Below are 21,000 nucleotides of genomic sequence, written 5' to 3'. Positions count from 1 at the left end.
AAAAAAACCTTATCCGAAGATAAGGTTTATATCTGTACTCAATTTAAATTATTTCGTCTGAGCCGGCTGAGGATTTGCCTGTTGCTGAGGAGCCTGTTGCGCTGCTGCCTGCTGAGCCGCAACCGCTGCAGGATCCATTCCTAATCCCGGTTGTAACTGAACGTTAGGATTTACCTTTGGTGCAGAAAGACCTGTTTGCTTGTCTAAAACCGTTACCAATTCAGGATCTCCTAAGTTAAAGAACGGCTTGCTTGCAATTTTACCGTCTTTGTCTACTACGATAAAGCAAGGTAACTTAAATGCATAAACTCCGTATTTTTTAGCAATATCAGAATTTAGCCCGTTCTCGCCATATACATTTGTTCCTGTAATTCCTTTTAATAAAGAGCTGCTTGTTTTTACAAACTGATCTTTTGTATCGTCAACATTTACAAAAACAAAGTTCATTTTAGATTTGTAGAAATTCACAACTTCCTTTAATACGGGAGTTGTAGCTTCTCCGATGTATGGATTCCATGAAGCGTAGAACGCCAATAAGTATGGTTTTCCTTTATTTTCAGAAAGATTGTAAGATTTTCCGTCTGCTTTTACCAAAGAAGCTTCAGGAGCCGGTTCTCCAACTTTGAATCCGTTGATGGCAAACTGAATTTTCTTTAGATCTTCTTTAATGGTAGCATCTTTAATATCTTCATCGATAATTTTTTTGATCTTCTCAACCGTTTTCTCAGGTGAACCCGGATGAATATCCGACTGCGCCATTACAAATGCCAGTAAATAATCTTTAGCGGTCTGTGAAAGATCTTTCTGATTTTTCTTTAGATATTCTGTGAATAGTTCTGAAGTAGTAACATCCGTTTTCCCTGCAGTTTTTGCCTGAGCATATTTCTGGAAATCAGGGCTCATTTTTGTTAAAAGATATTCTCTGTATAAAGGATGTTCTTTTACCAGTACATCTTTGTTCTCTTCCAGTTTACCGGCAAAGTCCGTGAAAGCTTTAGTCACTTTAAATGAAGGATTCCCCATCTGCTTATGACCCATTTCATACTGGTTCAGGATGGTAAGCAACGTTGTTGAAAGATCATTTTTCTTCCAGGTTACCACTTCATTGTCAGGGCTGAACTTCTTAACGTTTTCATCGATATTTTTGTTAATATCTGCCTGAACTTTTTCCATTCCTTTAAGGAAGGTTTTTTCGTCTTTAGACATCAGCTCATTCATATTAACCGTCTGAGCGTATGTTGCAAGATATTTCTGGGTAGCCATAAAGAAATCGTTGTTATTCTTCGCATCTCCCGTAATCACATATTCTGTCGGGAAAGTCATTGCATTTCCTGAAATTTCAAGTTTCTGACCTCCTTTAAGGTAGATTAAATTTCTTTTTCCTCCGTAAGAAAGCAGATACATTCCGCTTTTCGGAGCATCGAAATTTCCTGTGAAAGTTCCGTCTTTATTAACTCCGATGTTCATTAATGGTAAAGTAGCTACTCCCGAAGCTTCTATTAATTCGATTCTCTCCAGTGGAGAACCTCCCGTGATTTTTCCTTTTACTTCTACTTTTTTAGAGCAAGACATCGCAAAAACCGCGATGATAAACAATAAAAGATATTTTTTCATTTTGAATTTTATAATTACGCAAAAATAGTTTTTTCAATAAACTAAAAGCAATTAAATGTTACTTTTATGAAAGATTTAACTAAAAAAAATCGCCATCCGGTGAGGAGACGATTTTTTATGTTATCTCAATAGGTTTTATCCTCTGTCAGCAAAAGCTGTGATGAACTCTCTGTTCATTCTGGCAATGTTTTCAAGAGAAATCCCTTTCGGACACTCTACTTCACAAGCTCCTGTGTTTGAACAGTTTCCGAATCCTTCTTCGTCCATGGCTTTCACCATGTTCAGCACTCTTCTCTTCGCTTCTACTCTACCCTGCGGTAAAAGTGCGTACTGAGAAACTTTAGCTCCAACGAAAAGCATTGCAGATCCGTTTTTACAGGTAGCCACACAAGCTCCGCACCCGATACAAGCTGCCGCGTCCATTGCTTTGTCTGCATCTTCTTTAGGAACCGGAATTGCATTGGCGTCCAGAGTATTTCCTGAAGTGTTCACCGAAATGAAACCACCTGCAGCCATTACTCTGTCGAATGCGCTTCTGTCTACCATTAAGTCTTTAATAACCGGGAAAGCCGCACTTCTCCAAGGTTCGATAACGATGGTTTCACCGTCTTTGAACATTCTCATGTGAAGCTGGCAGGTAGTGATCCCTGTATCCGGACCGTGCGCTCTGCCGTTGATGTAAAGAGAACACATTCCGCAGATTCCTTCACGACAATCGTGATCGAAAGCTACCGGCTCTTTTCCTTCGTTAATTAAACTCTCGTTAAGGATGTCCAACATCTCCAAAAATGAAGAATCTGTAGAAACATCCGATATTTTATAAGTCTCAAACTGACCTTTAGATTTATTATTTTTTTGTCTCCAAATTTTCAGCGTAAGATGTAAGCCTTTTTTTGCACTCATAATTGTATATTTAAAAGATTGGAGATTATTTGTAACTTCTTGTTTTAACTTCGATGTTGTCGTAGATCAGTTCTTCTTTATGCAACACTTCCGCGTTGATATCGCTTCCCTGATATTCCCAAGCTCCTACATATTTGTAATTTTCATCATCTCTTTCAGCCTCTCCGTCCGGAGTTGAGTGGTCTTCACGGAAATGTCCTCCACAAGATTCGTTTCTGTGCAATGCATCGATAGCCATTAACTGTCCAAGTTCTAAGAAATCGGCAACTCTGAACGCTTTTTCAAGCTCAGTATTCATTCCGTCGTTATCTCCCGGCACTTTTACATCTTTCCAGAAATTGTTTCTTACTTCTTCAATTTCTCTGATGGCTTCTCTTAACCCTTCAGGGGTTCTTCCCATTCCTACTTTATTCCACATAATGTTTCCTAACTGCTTGTGGAAATAATCTACCGAATGGGTTCCTTTATTATTTAAGAAGAAATCAATTTTTTCTTTAATTCCTTTTTCAGCCTCTGTAAAAGCAGAAGAATCTGTAGGAATTGCTCCTGTTCTGATATCTGCTGAAAGATAATCTGCAATGGTGTAAGGAAGTACGAAGTATCCGTCTGCAAGCCCCTGCATCAAAGCGGAAGCTCCCAATCTGTTGGCTCCGTGATCTGAGAAGTTCGCTTCCCCGATAACGAAACATCCCGGAATAGTAGACTGTAAGTTGTAATCTACCCAAACTCCACCCATGGTATAGTGAACCGCAGGATAAATCTTCATCGGAGTTTTGTAAGGATCGTCTGCTGTAATTTTCTCGTACATCACGAAAAGGTTACCGTATTTCTCCTCAACCCACTTTTTACCCAAATCATAAATCTGATGATCGGTAGGATTGCTGATGTGTTTCTCAATAGCGGCTTCTCTACCTTTTTTCATGATCTCTGTAGAGAAATCAAGGTAAACACCTTCCTGAGTATCGTTATTTTCGATTCCGTATCCGGCATCACATCTTTCCTTAGCTGCTCTTGAAGCAACGTCTCTAGGAACAAGGTTACCGAATGCAGGATATCTTCTTTCCAGATAATAATCTCTGTCTTCTTCTTTGATGTTTTCAGGTCTTAATTTTCCTGCTCTGATTGCTTGTGCATCTTCAATCTTTTTAGGAACCCAGATTCTTCCGGAGTTTCTTAAAGATTCAGACATCAAAGTAAGCTTAGACTGCTGTGTTCCGTGAACCGGAATACACGTCGGGTGAATCTGTACATAGCAAGGATTTGCGAAATACGCTCCTTTTTTGTGAATCTTCCATGCTGCAGAAACGTTGGAACCCATTGCGTTTGTAGAAAGGAAATATACGTTTCCGTATCCTCCTGAAGCAATAACCACTGCGTGTGCAGAGTGTCTTTCGATTTCACCTGTCACAAGATTTCTTGCGATGATTCCTCTTGCTTTTCCGTCTACGATCACAAGATCCATCATTTCATGACGGTTGTACATTTTAATTCTGCCTTTACCGATCTGGCGGCTCATTGCAGAATAAGCACCTAATAATAACTGTTGACCTGTCTGTCCTTTTGCGTAGAATGTTCTTTTTACCTGAACCCCGCCAAATGAACGGTTATCTAACTGACCTCCGTACTCACGCCCGAAAGGAACTCCCTGAGCAACGCACTGGTCGATGATATTTGCAGAAACTTCAGCCAATCTGTAAACGTTTGCCTCTCTTGCTCTGTAGTCTCCCCCTTTAATGGTATCATAGAACAATCTGTACGTAGAGTCACCGTCTCCCTGATAGTTTTTAGCTGCGTTGATACCTCCCTGAGCTGCAATAGAGTGTGCTCTTCTTGGAGAATCCTGATAACAGAATGCTTTTACGTTATATCCCTGCTCAGCTAAAGTAGCTGCTGCAGAACCACCTGCCAAACCTGTACCTACAACAATAATATCAATCTTGTCTCTGTTGTTTGGTGCAACAAGGTTCATATGGTCTTTATGATTTTTCCATTTATCCTTAAGAGGACCCGCTGGAATTTTTGAATCTAATTTACTCATATTAGTATATTGATATTATTGAGTTACAAAGTGATAAATTGCGATAAAGATAAAACCTGCAGGAATCAGGATAGAATACCATTTTCCGAAAGCCTTAATTACCGGCGTATATTTTGGATGTCTTGCCCCGATTGACTGGAATGAAGACTGGAATCCGTGAGCCAGGTGTAATCCTAATAAAACGAAAGAAATTACATACAAAGCCACTCTCCAGATATCTGCAAACTTCTCGTGAAGTTCCGGCCAGAAACGTTCAGCATCAGGAGCAATTCCCTGAACATACTTGTAGTTGATTTCGTGTAACCAGAAATCATAAAAGTGAAGCGCCAGAAAAGCCAACACTACAGATCCGGAAATAATCATATTTCTGGACATCCATGAAGAATTTGCAGAAGCGTTATTTGCTTCATACTTCACAGGACGTGCTTTGTTATTCTTAATTTCAAGAACAAATCCCATAATGAAATGGAAAAAGACTGCAAAACCAAGAATAGGCTGCATTAAGAACTGCACAAAAGGATTATAGCCCATGAAATCTGATGCGGTATTGAATGCATCACGGTTTAGGACTGATAACAAATTGGTCGTCAAATGCAGTATAAGAAAAATCAGCAAAAACAGAGCTGATAATGCCATAGCATATTTTCTACCTATCGTAGAACTCGTTAAACCTGCCATATAAGTTTAAATTTGATTTTCCACAAAATTAAGAAATGTTAACAACATCAAAAAGTGAGAAATCTCACAAAAACCCAGTTTGTAATCTTTCTAAATAAGAGTTAAAATATTATAAATAAAGGAAAAATAGAAAATGTAATGATTAATTAAAGTTATAAATTTTGCCATTATAAACTACTTTTTTTACATCTTTCGGGAAGGTTTTAATCTTATAATTACTGATCCTTCTTGAAGAACAATATGGATTAATTATAAACTGAATAATTTTTCTCTGATCTGAATTTTCCTCAATCCAGAAACAGACATTGTTTTCTTTTTTTACAGATAAAACTTGGTTTTTAGAAAAATCATGAAACAGAACTTCCTCACGCTCGTTTTCGTAAGAATTAAAACCAATTCTTAAAATATAAAAAGCAAAAACTGCTGTCATTACGATTGTAAAATTTTTCAATTTCGGTTTCAGAATAAAAAATCTCAGAAAATAAACGATTAGAAATAAAGCAAAAACTTCAAAAAGATTCATGGGAATATTTTCAAGGAATAAATGATTAAAATCTGCAAACCAATGAATAACTTTTAATAATAGCTGAATGATGAAATCATACGCAACATTCATCAGATTAAAATCAAGATTTAAAGTAATGAAAATGGTCATTAAAAATGAAAAAACAATGATTGCTTCAGAAAAGGGAACAATAAAGAAGTTCGCAGCAATTGAAATAAACGAAAACTGATGAAAATAGTACAGAACCAAAGGAAGCGTTGCCAACTGGGCAGAAACAGAAATGGAAACGGTATTAAAGATTAACTTTTTCAACCAGTTATCCTGTATCGGAAAATAATTTAAAATCAGCTGATTCAGCCAGTAAATTCCCAGAACCGCACAAAAGCTCAACTGAAAACCGACATCAAAAAGCTGCTGAGTATCAAATATTAAAATAATAAAAGCAGACAGGGAAAGTGAATGCAGCAGATCGGGTTTCCTTTGCAGCAAAACGTAAACAAAATAAATACTCAGCATTAAACCTGAACGCAAGACGGAGCTTCCGAATCCGATAAAAATTATAAACAACCAGATAAAAATTAAACTGGAAATTATTGCGTATTTTCTGAATTTTAATGGTAAAATTTTAATTAGTAAAAGATAAAACAATCCGAAAATGACGACAATATGTGTTCCTGAAATGGCAAGAAAATGCACCAGTCCGGAACGGTTAAAATCCTGAACCGTCTGCACATCCATTTCCGTTCGGTCGGCAAGAATAATTCCTTTTAAAAATTCTTTCGACCTTGAAGACATTCCGGCTTCGTCTATTCTTTGCAAAACTTCCAGTCTTTTCTGAGAAAATTTCTCCGTGAAGCTTAAATCTTTTCTTTCCGCTTCCGCAATTTTATCATTGATATAACACTGGTATTCAATATTTTTCCTTAAAAGATATTTCGAATAATCAAACTGAAAATCATATTGTGGCGGCTTCGGCTTTGAAATGTAAGCCTGAGCCTGATAATAATGTAAGAAATCAAGTTCCTTTTCGCTTTTCGGGATGTAAATAACAGCATTGAAAGTTTGCTTTCCGGCTTGTATCACGCCTTCATACTTCCGATTTTTGTCACTGGAATTCAGTTTTTTAGCTATTTTAAAAATAATGGTTTCATTTTTAGAAACCGAAACATTTCCGGAGGCAAAAGCATTGAAAAAATGCAGAATGATTCCGATCCCGAAAAACATAAAACCGAGTAAATATGGTTTTGCTTTATGGAGATAGTAATTTTTAAGAAAAGTGATGGCTAAAATGAAAGCACAAATAATGATAATGAAGTAAACAAAATTTTGATCCAGAGAAAAAAAGTCCTGAATAAAAATACCCAAAATAAACAAGATGGCAAGAATTAAAATCGGCTGTTGATTCAATTTCAAAATTTGTGCTTCTCAAAAATATTTAATTGAATAACAATCGGCAAATCAAAATTTTAAAATCTTAAATTTTGACCTCAATTCATGATATAAAAGAAAAATCGCAGAAAAATTTTCTACGATTTTTTATGGTTTGTTTGATTTTTTAAACTTTCAAAATAACATCAGCCGCATTTTCACTGGCTCCTTTTCCGCCTAGCTTTTCTCTCAGCAAATCGTAATCTCTTAAAAGCGGTATTCTTTTATCAGTTTCTAAAATCTTTTTCAGTTCTTCCACCAGATTCTTCGTGTTAAGGTCATTCTGAATCAGTTCTTTAACAACCTCACGATCCATAATCAAATTCACCAGAGAAATATATTTGATGTTTTTAACGAGTCTTTTCGCAATTGCATAAGAAATTTTGCTTCCACGGTAGCAAACCACTTCCGGAACATTCAGTAAAGCAGTTTCTAACGTGGCTGTTCCCGATGTTACCAAAGCTGCTTTCGAGCACCTCAGCAAATCATACGTTTTATTTGAAACAAAATGCACATTTTCGTCTACATAATTCTGATAAAATTCTTTAGGCAAACTCGGCGCTCCTGCTATAACGAACTGATATTCTTTAAAATAAGGTCTCACAGAAAGCATCATTTCCAGCATTTTTTCAACCTCCTGTTTTCTGGAACCCGGCAATAGCGCAATAATCTCTTTTTCGTTTAAATTATTTTCCTTTTTAAAATCTTCAACGTCAATATTTTGAAGCGTTGAAATCGCATCCAACAAAGGATGACCTACAAAATGCGAATGTACCCCGTGTTTTTTGTAAAAATCTTCTTCAAAAGGAAGAATGACCATCATTTCATCCACATATTTCTTAATGATCTCTACTCTACCCTCTTTCCATGCCCAAAGCTGCGGCGAAATATAATAAACGACTTTAATGCCCAGTTCTTTGGCAAATTTTGCAATCCTTAAATTGAATCCGGGATAATCCACCAGAATTAAAACATCCGGTGTGTTATTTCGGATGTCTTCCTTGCAGAATTTAATATTATTGAGAATCGTCCGAAGATTTCTGGCTACTTCCAGAAATCCCATGAAAGCTAAATCACGATAGTGCTTCACCAAGGTTCCGCCCTGTGTTGCCATTAAATCTCCACCCCAGAATCTGAATTCTGAATGGGGATCTTTCTGCTTTAAAGCCTTCATTAAATTGCTTCCGTGCAAATCTCCGGAAGCCTCTCCTGCGATGATGTAATATTTCATTTCTATAATCAGAATAGAGAACAAATAAGACGTTGTACGATCTTAATTTGTAAATTTGTCCAAAGATAATGATAAAAAATGTCAGAAGAATTTGAAATACGGAATAAAGTTGCGGAAAGCGGTTTAATCAATTTTGATCTTACGGATCTTGTTCCGAAGGGAGCCAGAAAAGGAATTGATCTTAAAGATTTTCTTTTCATGGAAATGATCTTAAAGGAAAAAGACTTCCGCGAAAAAGTGGCAGCCATTGATGTTGAAGAATATCGTGATGCGTATGTATATGTATACAATTCTGCGGATGCGATCGTTCCGCTTTGGGCGTATTTTTTAATCACGGCAAAGCTTACAGGGGTAACCAAAAAAATAGTTTTCGGAAACCGTGAAGATCTGGAAGTTATTCTGATGCACAACGCTATTCAGAGTCATGATTTTGATGAAATGCGCGGAAAAAGAGTGCTGGTAAAAGGATGTTCAGATAAAGAAATCCCTGAAAACGCCTACATCGAACTGGTTGAACAACTGCAGCCGATTGTTAAGTCGCTGATGTTTGGAGAAGCGTGTTCCAATGTTCCGATTTTAAAAAATTAAACCCTAAAAATCAACAACTTAAATTAAATTATAAAAATTAATCTCAAATTTTAATTAAAAAAAATCTTTGGGGAATATTTTTTGATAACTTTGGTTTACTTAATAATAAAATAAACACAAACTATGAGTTTAATCGACCTACTTACAGGGAACACCGGCAACCAGGTTGCTGAACAGGCTGAAAACAAATTCGGGATCAGCAAAACGCAGGTTATTGCTTTACTTGCAGTCGCTGCACCATTAATTATTTCTTACCTTAGAAACAAATCTCAGGACGCAAAAGAAGCTGAAGCGTTGAACAATGCTTTGGATAAAGATCATGACGGAAGTATTCTGGACGACGTTTCTCAGGCAGATGCGAGACAAGCTGAAGGAGGTTCTATATTAAGCCATATTTTTGGTGGAGATAAATCGAATGTAGAAAACCAGCTTTCACAGAATACAGGAATTTCCATTGACAAAGTGGGACCTGTTTTAGCCATGCTGGCTCCGGTAATTATGGGCTACATCGGCAGAGAAAAGCAGCAGAACAATGTAGGAGCAGGTGGTTTAGGTGATCTTTTGGGGGGAATTCTTGGGAATGCATCCAATCAGGCTCAGCAACAGCAGTCTAATCCATTGAATGATATTTTAGGAAGCGTTTTAGGCGGTGGAAATTCTCAGTCCGGAAATCCTTTGAATGACATTCTGGGAAGCGTTCTTGGAGGAGGCAATCAGCAGAAGCAGCAAGGCGGAGGCGGTTTGGGAGATATCCTTGGCGGATTTTTCGGAAAATAATTTAATTTTGTTACATAAAAAAGACCGGAGAAAAACAATCTCCGGTCTTTTTATTTTAATTTTTAGCTTTTTCTTCTGAGGCAACAACTGTTTTTGAAGCTTTTCTCGGTCTTCTTTTTCCATAGCTTCCATTGTTGATCTTACCTCTTCTAGATTTTTTGTCTCCTTTTCCCATAGAAATAAATTTTAGTTGATTGATGACGAAATTAAAAAATACCCTTTAAAAATCAAAGATTGAAGCTGTTAAAATTTTTATAATTCTGTAGCGGGAAGCCGAGAGAAAGGTGTTGGAAGATTATATTAAAGCGTAAATCTATCTTTGTTAAAAAACCTTTAGCTCCAATCTTCCATCATCCATACTTTTACACTTTTACCGTTTTCCATTTTCCATTTTTAAACAAAATAAAAGCAACGATAGTGATTAAAGTTTCGGTTACGGGAATAGATATAAAGACACCTTTCGGTCCCATTCCGAAATATTTGGACAAAAAATACGCTAAAGGAATCTGGAACAGCCAGAATCCGCACAAATTCACCCAAGTCGGAGTCCAGGTATCTCCAGCTCCGTTAAAAGCATTAATCATCACCATACCTATTCCGTAGAAAATAAATCCTACCGCCATAATATGCAAAGCATTGGTAGCAATAGTTTTAATTTCAGGTTCGCTGGTGAAAAATCCGACTAAAAAATCTCCCATAAAAAAGAAAATAACACTTACGGTTACCATAAAGATCACATTATACTTTACAGTTTTCATAACGGACTGTTCTGCTCTCAACATTTCGTTGGCTCCCATGTTTTGTCCGACTAACGTTGATGCAGCGTTGCTTAATCCCCAAGCCGGAAGCAAAAAGAACATCATTAAACGCAGAGCGGTCTGATATCCTGCAGAAGCATTTTCACCGCCGGTTGTTGCGACCAGTTGAGCCAGAAAAATCCAACTGCATGAAGCAATTACAAACTGAAAAATTCCGGGAGTTGCAATTTTGATAACCGATTTAATGATTTCAAAGTCGGGTTTAAAATATTTTGACTGAATTCTGATCTGCGTATCTGCAATCAAAAGATGATACAATTGATAGATCACTCCAATACTTCTGCCGATGGTAGTAGCCAAAGCGGCTCCCGTTAATCCCATTGCCGGAACCGGACCAAAACCTTTGATTAAAAGCGGACATAAAATTATATTCGCAATATTAGCGATCCAGAGAGATTTCATTGCGATGGCAGCATTTCCTGCGCCGCGAAAAATTCCGTTGATTAAGAATAAAAGTATGATGATGACGCTGCTTCCCATCATAATTCTTGTGAATTCTTTTCCGTATGCTGCTGCTTCGGGCTTTGAACCCATCAGAATTAAAATTTCCTCAGCGTAGATCACTCCAAGCAGACTCAATAGAAAAGTAATAACAAAAGAGACCAACAAAACCTGCGCTGCACTTCTGGAAGCCTGTTCGGGATTTTTTTCTCCCACTCTTCTTGCTACCATCGCTGTTGCCGCCATACTCATCCCGATTGCGATGGAATACATCACGGAAAGTACAGATTCTGTTAATCCCACTGTCTGTATTGCAAACCCACTTTCTTTAAGATGACCTACAAAATACAGATCCACCAATGCGAATACAGATTCCATTGCCATTTCCAGCATCATGGGAATGGCGAGAAGAAGAACCGCACTTCTTATCGTTGCTTTGGTGTAATCTACTTCTTCACCGCTTAAAGCTTTCTTCAGAAAATTGAAATATTTTGACATTGTTGATTCGGTTTTATATTCCGCAAAAATATAGATTCAAAAATGATTATAACTTGGCTTATGAAAAGTTTTCTGAAAAAGATTCTGAACAGATCAGTCGAAGCGCATTTATCAACTCAGAAAAATAAAAATAAAAATTTCAATAAATAATTATCGTAAAACAATAAATAATTATATATTTGCAATAATAAAAATGAATAACCATGAAAATCATCGGTAAAAATTCTCTTTCACAATACATCAGCTATCTGCTTTTATTTCTGGCAGCTTTTTTTGCTCTTCAGCTTATTTACATTACCATTGGTTTTGCTGTTTCTTTTTATAATTTCAAGACAGCAAATAATATTCTTTCAGACTTTTTTATCATCGGAACCGATGTAGGCTGGTCTACAAATGAATGGAGACAACCAATGGAATATCTGATGAAATTTAAGTTCTTTATTCCTTTCACCGAACAGAATCTTCTTACAGGACTGTTTAATCCGGGAAATGTGTTAAGCAATGTTTTCAACGAAATTTTTATAACCCTGCTTTTTTTAATCAGTTATAAATTTTTACGAGAAATCAGCAAAGAAAATGTATTCAATGCCGATGCTTTACTTTGGCTGAAAAGGTTCGGCTGGCTTAATATTATTTATACAGCTGTTACATTGGCTATCGTTCCTTTTACGGTAAAAAGTTTCTTTGCGGTTATGTATTCTGTTGTAATATTCTTATTTTTCGGAGCCTTAATATTATTCATTGTAGAATTTTTCAAAAAAGGGTTAGAACTTCAGGAACAAGCAGATTTAACAATTTAATTTATGCCAATAATCATCAACGTAGACGTCATGTTGGCGAAAAGGAAAATGCAGTCTCAGGAACTTGCCGAAAAAATTGGCATTACTCAGGCTAATCTTTCCATTCTTAAAACCGGAAAAGCCAAAGCCGTAAAGCTTTCAACACTGGAAGCCATCTGCAAAGCACTGGATTGCCAACCCGGAGACATCCTGGAATATGTAAAAGATTAATATTCTTTAAGATTTTAAAACTAAAAAATCCGTTAAAAGTATTCCCAAACCTCACAAACTTCCTTAAAACCATTATTCACTCACAATAATATCAGATCTGACTTTTTAGATTTGACAAAAAATTTAATCACTATGAAAAAATATTTCATCGTCCCATTTCTTCTATGGGGAATGGCTTCTTTTGCCCAACAAAAAAATGAGAATCTCGATTTTGAAACCACAGAAAACAATTCTCCCGCCTTATGGAAATTAATGGGAAATAATTCCGCAAAAGTATTTTCGGATTTTAATGAAAAACAGCAGGGAAAGGCATCTGCAGTGATAGAATCTGAAGGTACAGAAGGCTTCAGAGCAATCATGTACACCCTTCCCAACAATTATGCAGGAAGAAAAATTACGCTTTCCGGATATCTCAAAACAGAAAATGTAACGGATGGATTTGCAGGATTATGGATGAGAATTGATCCTGAAGTTGCTTTTAACAATATGCAAAACGTGGGTCTGAAAGGCACAAACGACTGGAAAAAATATGAGGTTACCCTCAATATGTCTCCCGAAAACACACAGCAAATTGTTATAGGAGCATTGCTTTCAGGAAAAGGAAAAATCTGGGTAGACAACTTAAAAGTTTCCATCGACGGAAAAGACATTGATCATGCTAAAATTTTCGAAAAAAAATTAACGAAGGTTGAGCTTGATAAAGAATTTGATAAAGGTTCTACAATTTCCAATATCAATCTCGGTCAGACAAATATTGAGAACCTTAAAAAACTGGGATTAATCTGGGGGTATCTGAAATATTATCATCCAAGTGTAGCAGAAGGAAATTACAACTGGGATTACGAACTTTTCAGAATTTATAAAAAAACTGAAAATGCTGCTGCTGAACAGAGAGATCAGATTTTAACAGACTGGATCAAAGGTTTAGGCAAATTTCAGACAGCAAAAAATTCTGAGCCGAAGAATGTAAAAATTAAACCGGATCTCAACTGGATCATCGATTCCGGCTTCTCGAAAGAACTTATAGAGCTGCTTTTACAACTGAAAGATGCTAAAAGACCAAAAGTCAATTATTACGTCGATTTCTTTCCGAATGTAGACAATCCTGATTTCAGGCATGAAAATCCTTACAGAGAGATGAAATATCCTGATGAAGGTTTCAGACTGCTTTCTCTTTACAGATACTGGAACATGATTCAGTATTATTTTCCTTACAAAAACCTCATCGAGGAAGACTGGAAAGGTGTACTCAAAGAATTTATCCCAAAATTCATCAACGCAAAAGACGAAACGGAATACAATCTCGCTTCTCTGGAACTGATCGGAAGGATTCACGACACTCATGCCAACATTTGGGGAAACAGCAAATCGCTTGAAAAATATTTTGGCGAAAGATATTCTCCGGTACAATTAACTTTTGCAGAAAATAAACCTGTGGTTGAAGGCTTTTATGACGAAAATTCAGGAACACAGACAGGATTGAAAAAGGGAGATGTGATTACAGAAATTAACGGAGAAAATGTAGATACCATCATTAAAAAAAGTCTGAAATATCTTCCTGCGTCCAACTACCCTACCCAACTTCGGGACATCTCAAGAAAATTATTGCGAAGCAATGCAGAAACCATCAATCTTACCATTTTAAGAGACGGAAAAAAGGAAGAAAAAACCATCAAAACCTATCCTTACTCTGAAATTAAAATAAAAAAAGAGCCGAAAGAGTTTTTTAAAATGCTCGATGGAAACATTGCTTATGTTTATATGGGAAGTGTAAATGCCGATCTTCTTCCTGAAGTTTTTGAAAAAATTAAAAACACGAAAGGTTTGGTTATCGATTTCAGAAGCTATCCTTCAGATTTTGTGGTTTTTAAAATGGGAAAACTGCTAAAACCAGAATCCTCGGATTTCGTAAAATTCACGAATACAAGCAACAGTCAGCCGGGACTTTTCACTTTTACACCAAGCTTAAAAACTCAGGGAACCGGAAAAAAATCTTATGCGGGTAAAATTGCCATCTTAATTAATGAAACCACGCAAAGCAGTGCAGAATATCACACCATGGCTTTCAGAACCGCACCCAATGCGAAAGTTTTCGGTTCTACAACGGCGGGAGCCGATGGAAATGTTTCGGATATAAAACTCCCGGGAAATATTTCCACCATGATCAGCGGAATCGGCATCTATTATCCCGACGGAAAAGAAACCCAGAGAATAGGAATTGTTCCCGATGTAGAAGTAAAACCTACAATACACGGAATTAAAAACAATAAGGACGAAGTTTTGGAAAAAGCAACGAAATGGATTAATAATTAGCAACATTGATCGAAAATTTTATTTAGCTTTGTATATTCTTTAGATAAATCAAGTTTTATGAAAAAAATAATTACAGCAACTTTGCTATTCGGACTTTCTGTTTTTGCCAACGGATTATTTGCACAGGAGTTATCAGCAGACCAGTTGAAAACCTTCCGCACCGATAATCTGGAAACTTTCCAGAAAGCTTTCAGTCAGGAAGATTTTTCAAAATGCTATACCGTAAATGGTACAAAGACAGATTTACTTTCTTTGAGCGTAAAAGAAAACAAAAAAAATGTCTTCAATTATCTGGTGAGTAAAACTGACGTAAATAAATCGTGCAGCGACATTACTCCTCTAATGAGCGCAGCAGCTTCAGGAAATATGGATGCCGCAAAAATGCTGATGAAATTCGGGGCTAAAAAAGAGGCAAAAGACAGCAAAGGCAAAACGGCAAAAGACTACGCTGTTAAAAATAAACAGTCTGCAATGGCAATGGTTCTTTAATTTTTTTAGAGATAAATAATTTAAAACTTCCTTCGGGAAGTTTTTTTGTTTTTAAAACCTGCAAAAATCTTATCTTTGCCAACGGAAAATTCAAGGTTCGGATCTGAGCCTTAAACATTGAACTTTAAACAAATAATTATGTTTCGATCGCACACAAACGGAGAATTATCTCTTAAAAATCTTAATGAAGAAGTTACACTTTCAGGATGGGTACAGACTATCCGTGATAAAGGATTTATGATTTGGATAGATCTTCGGGATCGTTACGGAATTACGCAGCTTGTTTTCGATCAGGATCGTTCTACGGCAGAACTGATGGAAAATGCAAAAAAACTGGGACGTGAATTTGTGATTCAGGTTACCGGAAAAGTTATCGAAAGAGTAAGCAAAAACCCCAATATTCCGACAGGAGAAATTGAAATTTTAGTAGAAAAACTAACGGTTCTTAATGAATCTCAGCTTCCGCCTTTCACCATTGAAGACGAAACGGACGGTGGCGAAGAATTGAGAATGAAATACCGTTATCTGGATATCAGAAGAAATCCTGTAAAAGATAAATTGGTTTTCCGTCACAAAATGGCGCAGAAAGTGAGAAACTATCTTTCAGACAACGGATTTATTGAAGTTGAAACTCCGGTTTTAATTAAATCCACTCCGGAAGGAGCGAGAGACTTCGTGGTTCCGAGCAGAATGAATCCGGGACAGTTTTATGCGTTACCACAGTCTCCGCAGACTTTCAAACAGTTATTGATGGTCGGCGGAATGGATAAGTATTTCCAGATCGTAAAATGTTTCCGTGATGAGGATTTGAGAGCCGACAGACAGCCGGAATTTACACAAATCGACTGCGAAATGGCTTTCGTAGAGCAGGAAGATGTGATGACTGTTTTCGAAGGAATGACGAAAACTTTATTGAAAGATATCACCGGTCAGGAATTCGGAGATTTCCCGAGAATGACTTTCGCTGATGCGATGCAGAAATACGGAAACGACAAACCGGACATCCGTTTCGGAATGGAATTCGTGGAACTGAATGAACTGGTAAAAGGTAAAGATTTCAAAATATTTGATGAAGCAGAATTGGTTGTCGGAATCAATGTTGAAGGTTGTGCAGATTATACAAGAAAACAGATCGATGAGCTTGTTGACTGGGTAAAAAGACCACAAATCGGAGCTTCAGGAATGGTTTGGGTGAAATTCCAGAATGACGGCGTAAAAACTTCTTCGGTAAATAAATTCTACAGCGAGGAAGATTTAGCAAAAATTATTGAGAAATTCGGAGCTAAAGAAGGAGACTTGATGTTGATTCTTTCCGGAAACGAAAATAAGGTAAGAACGCAGCTTTCGGCTTTAAGAATGGAGCTTGGAAACCGTTTGGGATTAAGAAAAGGAAACGAATTCGCTCCACTTTGGGTAGTTGATTTCCCTCTTTTGGAATTTGATGAAGAAAGCGGACGTTATCATGCAATGCACCACCCTTTCACTTCTCCCAAACCGGAAGATATTCATTTGCTGGAAACAGATCCGGGAAAAGCCAGAGCAAACGCTTACGATATGGTGTTGAACGGAAACGAAATCGGCGGTGGTTCCATCAGAATTTTCGATAAAGATCTTCAGTCTAAAATGTTCGATCTTTTAGGATTCTCAAAAGAAGAAGCAGAAGCACAATTTGGTTTCTTAATGAATGCCTTCAAATACGGAGCGCCGCCTCACGGTGGATTAGCTTTCGGGTTTGACCGTTTGGTAGCAATTCTGGACGGAAACGAAGTAATCAGAGATTATATCGCTTTCCCTAAAAATAACTCAGGACGTGATGTGATGATCGATGCGCCTTCTTCGATTGCTGATGAACAGCTCGATGAACTGGAACTTAAATTGAATTTAAAAGCATAAATTAGAAGCGGGGAATTTTTCTCCGCTTTTTTTATGAAAACACTAATTTCTCTAATAGCCACTTTAGGATATATTTCTGCAATAGTCTGTGCAGTTTATTTCATAATCATATTCATAAAGAAAATACTTTATTACCCTCCGAACGTAAAAGAAAAAATTTATGAAGAAATAATGAAGCTCTCTTACATTTCAGGATTATTGCTTGTATTTAGCTCAACCTGCTTTGGGGTGGCTAAAGAAATCGTAGAATATGATTTTAAAAGAACGTTGAGAAAACACACTATTGTTTCAGCAGATATTGAAAACATATTTTTCAGTCAGGAGGATATGAGAGGTATTTTTGATCATTTCGAAAATGATGAAGGACGTTACAGGTGCGAAAGCTTTAGCGGAATTATTAATCTGGATAACAACGAATCGATTTCTGTTGAAATTATAAAGCATTGCTATGAAAAGAACAGATATATTATTGTTTCTAAACAATACAGCGTAGAATCTACCATTGGAGACATCAGAACAGACAAGTTTGATTATTTAAAAAGCGACAACATAAATACTGAATAATTCATAAAAATCTATATTCACAGAAAAAATAAAGACTAATATCTGAAAACATGAACGAAGAAATTCTTACTTACGACACACCTTCCTCCGAGGAAATTTTAAAACAGATTAATGAATATGAATTTAAAAGGATTTGGGAAAATAACCTTGCAAAAAACAATAAAAATCTTTTGGGCGGCATTACTACTTCAGTAATGGCAGTCGTTTTCTTTATTACTAAAAATCATGGATTTGCGGGATTATTTGCTGGATTCAGCATTGCTACTTGCATCAATTACATCTATTATTATTCGTTATACAGAAAAAATAGAAAAAAGTTTAGGGAAATAATTGAAAAAGAAATGACAGATTTAAAAACAAATTCTAAGGATGTCAACTGGGAATTCACTCCTACCCATTTTTCTTTTAAAAATTATAAATCTGAATATAAATTTATCTGGAATGAAATTACATATTGCGTTTTAGACGATCGATATCTTTACATTACTGCTAACTCGGTTTTGAATTTTATTTTGGATAAATCCAATGTTGATAAAGAAAATCTTGATAAAACACTGTTATATCTCAAGATGAAAGCAAAGTTTAAAAAAATTTAAAAATACCACACCTCCAGTAAATTCATCATACAACACAACCCTTATACAATTTACCTACAAAAAAGCAATATAAAACGGAATAACTTTAGATCCTTCAACATTACTGCTGATCTGTAAAAATAAAAAGGTCTGAATTTCTTCTGACCTCTATTCGTTTTCCTCAGCTCATTTAAGGATGATTTTATGTTGATGTAATGGGTGTATCTTAAACCGTGATAAGAAAGCTTTTGCAAAAACTGAAAATCTTTTTATGGAGAATAAAAAGATTTGTCAGTCTTTGTGAAGAAATGAATTTTTAATTGATAAAAGAAAATTTATTTACAAACATATTACCGATAATCGGTAGTGGAGTTTCTTTTTCATTTGCGGCATTTATTATTCCCAAAATCATTAAAATAAAGAATAAATAGCCAATGTAACCTAAAAAGTGTAATGACGGGACAATAGCAGCGACTATCGTCAGCGCAATATTAAATAACGTGGAAACTATTGCCAATCCCAAACTCTGGCTGAGATGAAAATTAACCAGCCTGTCTTTTTGCGATTTGTCTCTTAAAAAAAATGCGATAAGCCATCCGACAAGCGTGATATACGAAATAATTGCTAAAACTTTGTTGTTCATGTTTTGAGTTTTTAAATTTCTGAATAAGATTATTTTCAACCCGGCAAAGATATTAGCGGCAAATCAGCAACAGCAATTTTGGGTGTCTATAAAGTGTCTATGAGGAAATTAAAAACGTCTACAAAACGTCTACACCAAATTTAAATTGCTTATTTTAAACCATTTACAACTAAGAAAGCTGCTGTATAAATTGATCCAGATCTTTGTCTTTCCCCAGATTAAGCTTCTGTTTTATTCTGTAACGCGCCATTCTTATACTTTTTGGCTCTACATTCATCTGGGATGCAATTTCTTTTGTGGAAAGTTTCATCAAAATAAAACCACAATATTTTAAATCCAGCTGTGTAAGATTCTGGTTGGCTTTATCCAATAGCTTACTGAAAAACTCAGGATAAATGGTATTGAAATTAGATCTGAACTTTTCAAAATCATCATCTACCAGAATCCCCTCATCTATCGATTTAAAAATCTGATGATCTATGACGGAAGGCGCGGCGGATTTTTTTTCCATCAGTTTTTCTTTCAGATTATTCAAAATTTCATTTTTCTTTTCAAGATGAAGCACACTTCCGATCAATTCTTTACGAACCTGATTTTTTTCAATCTCTAATTGCTTATTTTTCTCCGAAATAAGATGCATTCTCAGCTTATTATTCTTCTGATACTGATACCAGATGATCAGCATTAATACAATCACAACAATCATGATCAGGATATAGATTCTCTGGTTAAAATTTTTAGACAACAGCGTTTCTATTTTCTCTTCCTTTTCTTTCATTTCATATTTTATAATGCTGTTTTGTATCGCTTTGTTTATATTTTCATCATTTGCTTTTTTACCGGCAGCCTGAAAAAGCTGGTCGATCCTGTAGAATTCTTCCCAATCTTTTTGCATCGCTGCAATTTTCTTCAGGTCTTCGTAAAATAAAAGTTCTGTGACAGCATCCGGATAAGGCATTGCCTGTGCCTCCTTCAATCCCCGATAAAAAAAAGCTTTAGCTTCATCTATTCTCTTCTCTTCCAGAAGAATATCTCCTTTTGCACCATAATAATTCCTGTATATGGACAGATAGTTATACTTTTTAGCAAGATGTAATGCTTTATTAAGATAAACATCGCCTTCCGGATTTTTCTTATAAAAAAGCAAATTATATCCGTAATTAAAATATAATGAAGCCAAAGCAAATTTCTGCGTGGTTTCATTTTCATTCTTTACCAGATCTACCGTTTCCTTTAGATATTTTAACAGCTGCTCTGAATTGTATTTTGACGCCCTGTTATTATTAAAATCATTCTTCATATAATTGGCAAATCCGCATCTGGCATTAATGATTGCTCCCACATCTTTGCTTCGATCCGCCAGTTCCAGAGATTCATTCAAAATTTTCACATCATTATAATTGGAAATATAGAAAACAGAGACTCCAGCATCACTTGCCATTGCAAAATTTTCATTCAGCTTGAAAAGCCTGAAACTCTTTAAAAAATAATTAATTGACTGGTCATTAATCTCCAGAATCATGTAGAGCTTTCCAATTGCGAAATTGTAATAGGCTTCTGCCGGAGAACTTCCATTCTTATCGGAAAATTTTTCAGCTTCCGTAATATACTTTTTCGCAGATTCATAATCTTTCTTGGTAATGTAGGTTAATGCCAGTAAAGAATTCAGAAGCAGTTGGCTCTCATTAGATTTCGCAGATTTTTTTAATACAGATAAATCTTTTACTGCTTTGTTTAAATCTTCGTTTCTGTTGTTAAAAATATCAATTGCTTTTTCGTTCTGCGCTAAAAGCAACGTCTGAAATAAGAATAAAAAAAATACTGTGATAATTTTAAATTTCATAGAATTTTACCGATATATCTTGCTGTGATTAAATAAATGTTACGGTAAAGGTAATATTATACTTCCGGATTCTTACGGAGTATTTCTTACATAACCTGTTCCTAAAAAAACATAAATAACTCAATTGTAATTATTTAAGATACCACAAAAT

Annotated in this window: 19 protein-coding genes; 9 read left to right on the top strand and 10 right to left on the bottom strand. The window is 36.0% G+C overall.

What is annotated here, in order from left to right; all coding sequences use genetic code 11:
* Positions 1 to 48 precede the first annotated feature (48 nt).
* From WFK35_RS00225 to lpxB, 6 genes are all read right to left on the bottom strand, one after another.
* Positions 49 to 1,614, bottom strand: a complete 1,566-nt coding sequence (locus tag WFK35_RS00225; RefSeq protein WP_336730804.1) for a TlpA family protein disulfide reductase — start codon at positions 1,612 to 1,614, stop codon at positions 49 to 51.
* A gap of 135 nt (positions 1,615 to 1,749) precedes the next feature.
* Entirely contained in the window at positions 1,750 to 2,517 is a 768-nt protein-coding gene (locus WFK35_RS00220) for a succinate dehydrogenase/fumarate reductase iron-sulfur subunit (protein WP_076390676.1), read from the bottom strand.
* Positions 2,518 to 2,542: 25 nt separating this feature from the next.
* Positions 2,543 to 4,555 (bottom strand): fumarate reductase/succinate dehydrogenase flavoprotein subunit, encoded by a 2,013-nt coding sequence (locus WFK35_RS00215; RefSeq protein ID WP_336730802.1) that lies wholly within the window; start codon positions 4,553 to 4,555, stop codon positions 2,543 to 2,545.
* 15 nt (positions 4,556 to 4,570) lie between these two features.
* Positions 4,571 to 5,233: a succinate dehydrogenase cytochrome b subunit gene (locus tag WFK35_RS00210; RefSeq protein WP_336730800.1), complete on the bottom strand. Its 663-nt coding sequence runs from the start codon at positions 5,231 to 5,233 to the stop codon at positions 4,571 to 4,573.
* 142 nt (positions 5,234 to 5,375) lie between these two features.
* Entirely contained in the window at positions 5,376 to 7,151 is a 1,776-nt protein-coding gene (locus WFK35_RS00205) for a ComEC/Rec2 family competence protein (protein ID WP_336730799.1), read from the bottom strand.
* A gap of 142 nt (positions 7,152 to 7,293) precedes the next feature.
* Entirely contained in the window at positions 7,294 to 8,397 is a 1,104-nt protein-coding gene (lpxB, locus tag WFK35_RS00200; RefSeq protein WP_336730797.1) for a lipid-A-disaccharide synthase, read from the bottom strand.
* Between the two features lie 78 nt (positions 8,398 to 8,475).
* Between lpxB and WFK35_RS00195 the strand changes: the two genes are divergently transcribed.
* A complete protein-coding gene (locus WFK35_RS00195; protein ID WP_214591023.1) occupies positions 8,476 to 8,985 on the top strand; it encodes a DUF2480 family protein in 510 nt (169 codons plus the stop codon).
* Between the two features lie 123 nt (positions 8,986 to 9,108).
* Complete coding sequence (locus WFK35_RS00190; protein WP_214591024.1) at positions 9,109 to 9,762, top strand: DUF937 domain-containing protein; 654 nt, start codon at positions 9,109 to 9,111, stop codon at positions 9,760 to 9,762.
* A 55-nt stretch (positions 9,763 to 9,817) separates the two neighbouring features.
* Here the strand turns inward: WFK35_RS00190 and WFK35_RS00185 are convergent, their stop codons facing one another.
* Together WFK35_RS00185 and WFK35_RS00180 are read right to left on the bottom strand one after the other, a co-directional pair.
* Entirely contained in the window at positions 9,818 to 9,937 is a 120-nt protein-coding gene (locus WFK35_RS00185) for a 30S ribosomal protein THX (RefSeq protein WP_214591025.1), read from the bottom strand.
* Positions 9,938 to 10,124: 187 nt separating this feature from the next.
* Complete coding sequence (locus tag WFK35_RS00180; RefSeq protein WP_336730792.1) at positions 10,125 to 11,519, bottom strand: MATE family efflux transporter; 1,395 nt, start codon at positions 11,517 to 11,519, stop codon at positions 10,125 to 10,127.
* Between the two features lie 203 nt (positions 11,520 to 11,722).
* Here WFK35_RS00180 and WFK35_RS00175 point away from each other — a divergent pair, with 203 nt between their 5' ends.
* The 7 genes from WFK35_RS00175 to WFK35_RS00145 all read left to right on the top strand — a co-directional run bounded on the left by WFK35_RS00175 (position 11,723) and on the right by WFK35_RS00145 (position 18,384).
* Positions 11,723 to 12,319 (top strand): DUF2975 domain-containing protein, encoded by a 597-nt coding sequence (locus WFK35_RS00175; RefSeq protein WP_336688423.1) that lies wholly within the window; start codon positions 11,723 to 11,725, stop codon positions 12,317 to 12,319.
* 3 nt (positions 12,320 to 12,322) lie between these two features.
* Positions 12,323 to 12,529, top strand: a complete 207-nt coding sequence (locus tag WFK35_RS00170; protein ID WP_039365153.1) for a helix-turn-helix domain-containing protein — start codon at positions 12,323 to 12,325, stop codon at positions 12,527 to 12,529.
* Between the two features lie 132 nt (positions 12,530 to 12,661).
* On the top strand, positions 12,662 to 14,842 hold the full coding sequence (locus WFK35_RS00165) for a S41 family peptidase (protein WP_336730790.1): 2,181 nt from the start codon (positions 12,662 to 12,664) through the stop codon (positions 14,840 to 14,842).
* Positions 14,843 to 14,899: 57 nt separating this feature from the next.
* Positions 14,900 to 15,331, top strand: coding sequence for an ankyrin repeat domain-containing protein (locus WFK35_RS00160; protein ID WP_336730789.1), 432 nt, complete (start codon positions 14,900 to 14,902; stop codon positions 15,329 to 15,331).
* A gap of 138 nt (positions 15,332 to 15,469) precedes the next feature.
* Positions 15,470 to 17,224 carry an aspartate--tRNA ligase gene (gene aspS, locus WFK35_RS00155; protein ID WP_336730788.1) on the top strand — a complete coding sequence of 585 codons (1,755 nt, stop codon included), beginning with the start codon at positions 15,470 to 15,472 and terminating at the stop codon, positions 17,222 to 17,224.
* A gap of 171 nt (positions 17,225 to 17,395) precedes the next feature.
* The gene (locus WFK35_RS00150) at positions 17,396 to 17,788 is read left to right on the top strand and encodes a hypothetical protein (protein WP_336730787.1); all 393 of its coding nucleotides are present in this window, start codon (positions 17,396 to 17,398) and stop codon (positions 17,786 to 17,788) included.
* A 50-nt stretch (positions 17,789 to 17,838) separates the two neighbouring features.
* Positions 17,839 to 18,384 (top strand): hypothetical protein, encoded by a 546-nt coding sequence (locus tag WFK35_RS00145; protein WP_336730786.1) that lies wholly within the window; start codon positions 17,839 to 17,841, stop codon positions 18,382 to 18,384.
* 295 nt (positions 18,385 to 18,679) lie between these two features.
* Here the strand turns inward: WFK35_RS00145 and WFK35_RS00140 are convergent, their stop codons facing one another.
* Positions 18,680 to 19,006 (bottom strand): DUF4870 domain-containing protein, encoded by a 327-nt coding sequence (locus WFK35_RS00140; RefSeq protein WP_336730785.1) that lies wholly within the window; start codon positions 19,004 to 19,006, stop codon positions 18,680 to 18,682.
* A 169-nt stretch (positions 19,007 to 19,175) separates the two neighbouring features.
* Positions 19,176 to 20,849 carry a helix-turn-helix transcriptional regulator gene (locus tag WFK35_RS00135; RefSeq protein WP_336730783.1) on the bottom strand — a complete coding sequence of 558 codons (1,674 nt, stop codon included), beginning with the start codon at positions 20,847 to 20,849 and terminating at the stop codon, positions 19,176 to 19,178.
* Positions 20,850 to 21,000 lie beyond the last annotated feature (151 nt).

It is taken from the genome of Chryseobacterium sp. VD8, from assembly GCF_037149975.1.
GTDB lineage: Bacteria > Bacteroidota > Bacteroidia > Flavobacteriales > Weeksellaceae > Chryseobacterium > Chryseobacterium indicum.
The sequence above is the reverse complement of the archived record's forward strand: the minus strand, read 5'-3'. Positions and strand labels throughout refer to the sequence as shown.

Bases quoted from the DNA above. Each gene is read 5' to 3' on its own strand.
- WFK35_RS00225 (WP_336730804.1), bottom strand. From the start codon at position 1,614: ATGAAAAAATATCTTTTATTGTTTATCATCGCGGTTTTTGCGATGTCT.
- WFK35_RS00220 (WP_076390676.1), bottom strand. From the start codon at position 2,517: ATGAGTGCAAAAAAAGGCTTACATCTTACGCTGAAAATTTGGAGACAA.
- WFK35_RS00215 (WP_336730802.1), bottom strand. From the start codon at position 4,555: ATGAGTAAATTAGATTCAAAAATTCCAGCGGGTCCTCTTAAGGATAAA.
- WFK35_RS00210 (WP_336730800.1), bottom strand. From the start codon at position 5,233: ATGGCAGGTTTAACGAGTTCTACGATAGGTAGAAAATATGCTATGGCA.
- lpxB (WP_336730797.1), bottom strand. From the start codon at position 8,397: ATGAAATATTACATCATCGCAGGAGAGGCTTCCGGAGATTTGCACGGA.
- WFK35_RS00195 (WP_214591023.1), top strand. From the start codon at position 8,476: ATGTCAGAAGAATTTGAAATACGGAATAAAGTTGCGGAAAGCGGTTTA.
- WFK35_RS00190 (WP_214591024.1), top strand. From the start codon at position 9,109: ATGAGTTTAATCGACCTACTTACAGGGAACACCGGCAACCAGGTTGCT.
- WFK35_RS00185 (WP_214591025.1), bottom strand. From the start codon at position 9,937: ATGGGAAAAGGAGACAAAAAATCTAGAAGAGGTAAGATCAACAATGGA.
- WFK35_RS00180 (WP_336730792.1), bottom strand. From the start codon at position 11,519: ATGTCAAAATATTTCAATTTTCTGAAGAAAGCTTTAAGCGGTGAAGAA.
- WFK35_RS00175 (WP_336688423.1), top strand. From the start codon at position 11,723: ATGAAAATCATCGGTAAAAATTCTCTTTCACAATACATCAGCTATCTG.
- WFK35_RS00170 (WP_039365153.1), top strand. From the start codon at position 12,323: ATGCCAATAATCATCAACGTAGACGTCATGTTGGCGAAAAGGAAAATG.
- WFK35_RS00165 (WP_336730790.1), top strand. From the start codon at position 12,662: ATGAAAAAATATTTCATCGTCCCATTTCTTCTATGGGGAATGGCTTCT.
- WFK35_RS00160 (WP_336730789.1), top strand. From the start codon at position 14,900: ATGAAAAAAATAATTACAGCAACTTTGCTATTCGGACTTTCTGTTTTT.
- aspS (WP_336730788.1), top strand. From the start codon at position 15,470: ATGTTTCGATCGCACACAAACGGAGAATTATCTCTTAAAAATCTTAAT.
- WFK35_RS00150 (WP_336730787.1), top strand. From the start codon at position 17,396: ATGAAGCTCTCTTACATTTCAGGATTATTGCTTGTATTTAGCTCAACC.
- WFK35_RS00145 (WP_336730786.1), top strand. From the start codon at position 17,839: ATGAACGAAGAAATTCTTACTTACGACACACCTTCCTCCGAGGAAATT.
- WFK35_RS00140 (WP_336730785.1), bottom strand. From the start codon at position 19,006: ATGAACAACAAAGTTTTAGCAATTATTTCGTATATCACGCTTGTCGGA.
- WFK35_RS00135 (WP_336730783.1), bottom strand. From the start codon at position 20,849: ATGAAATTTAAAATTATCACAGTATTTTTTTTATTCTTATTTCAGACG.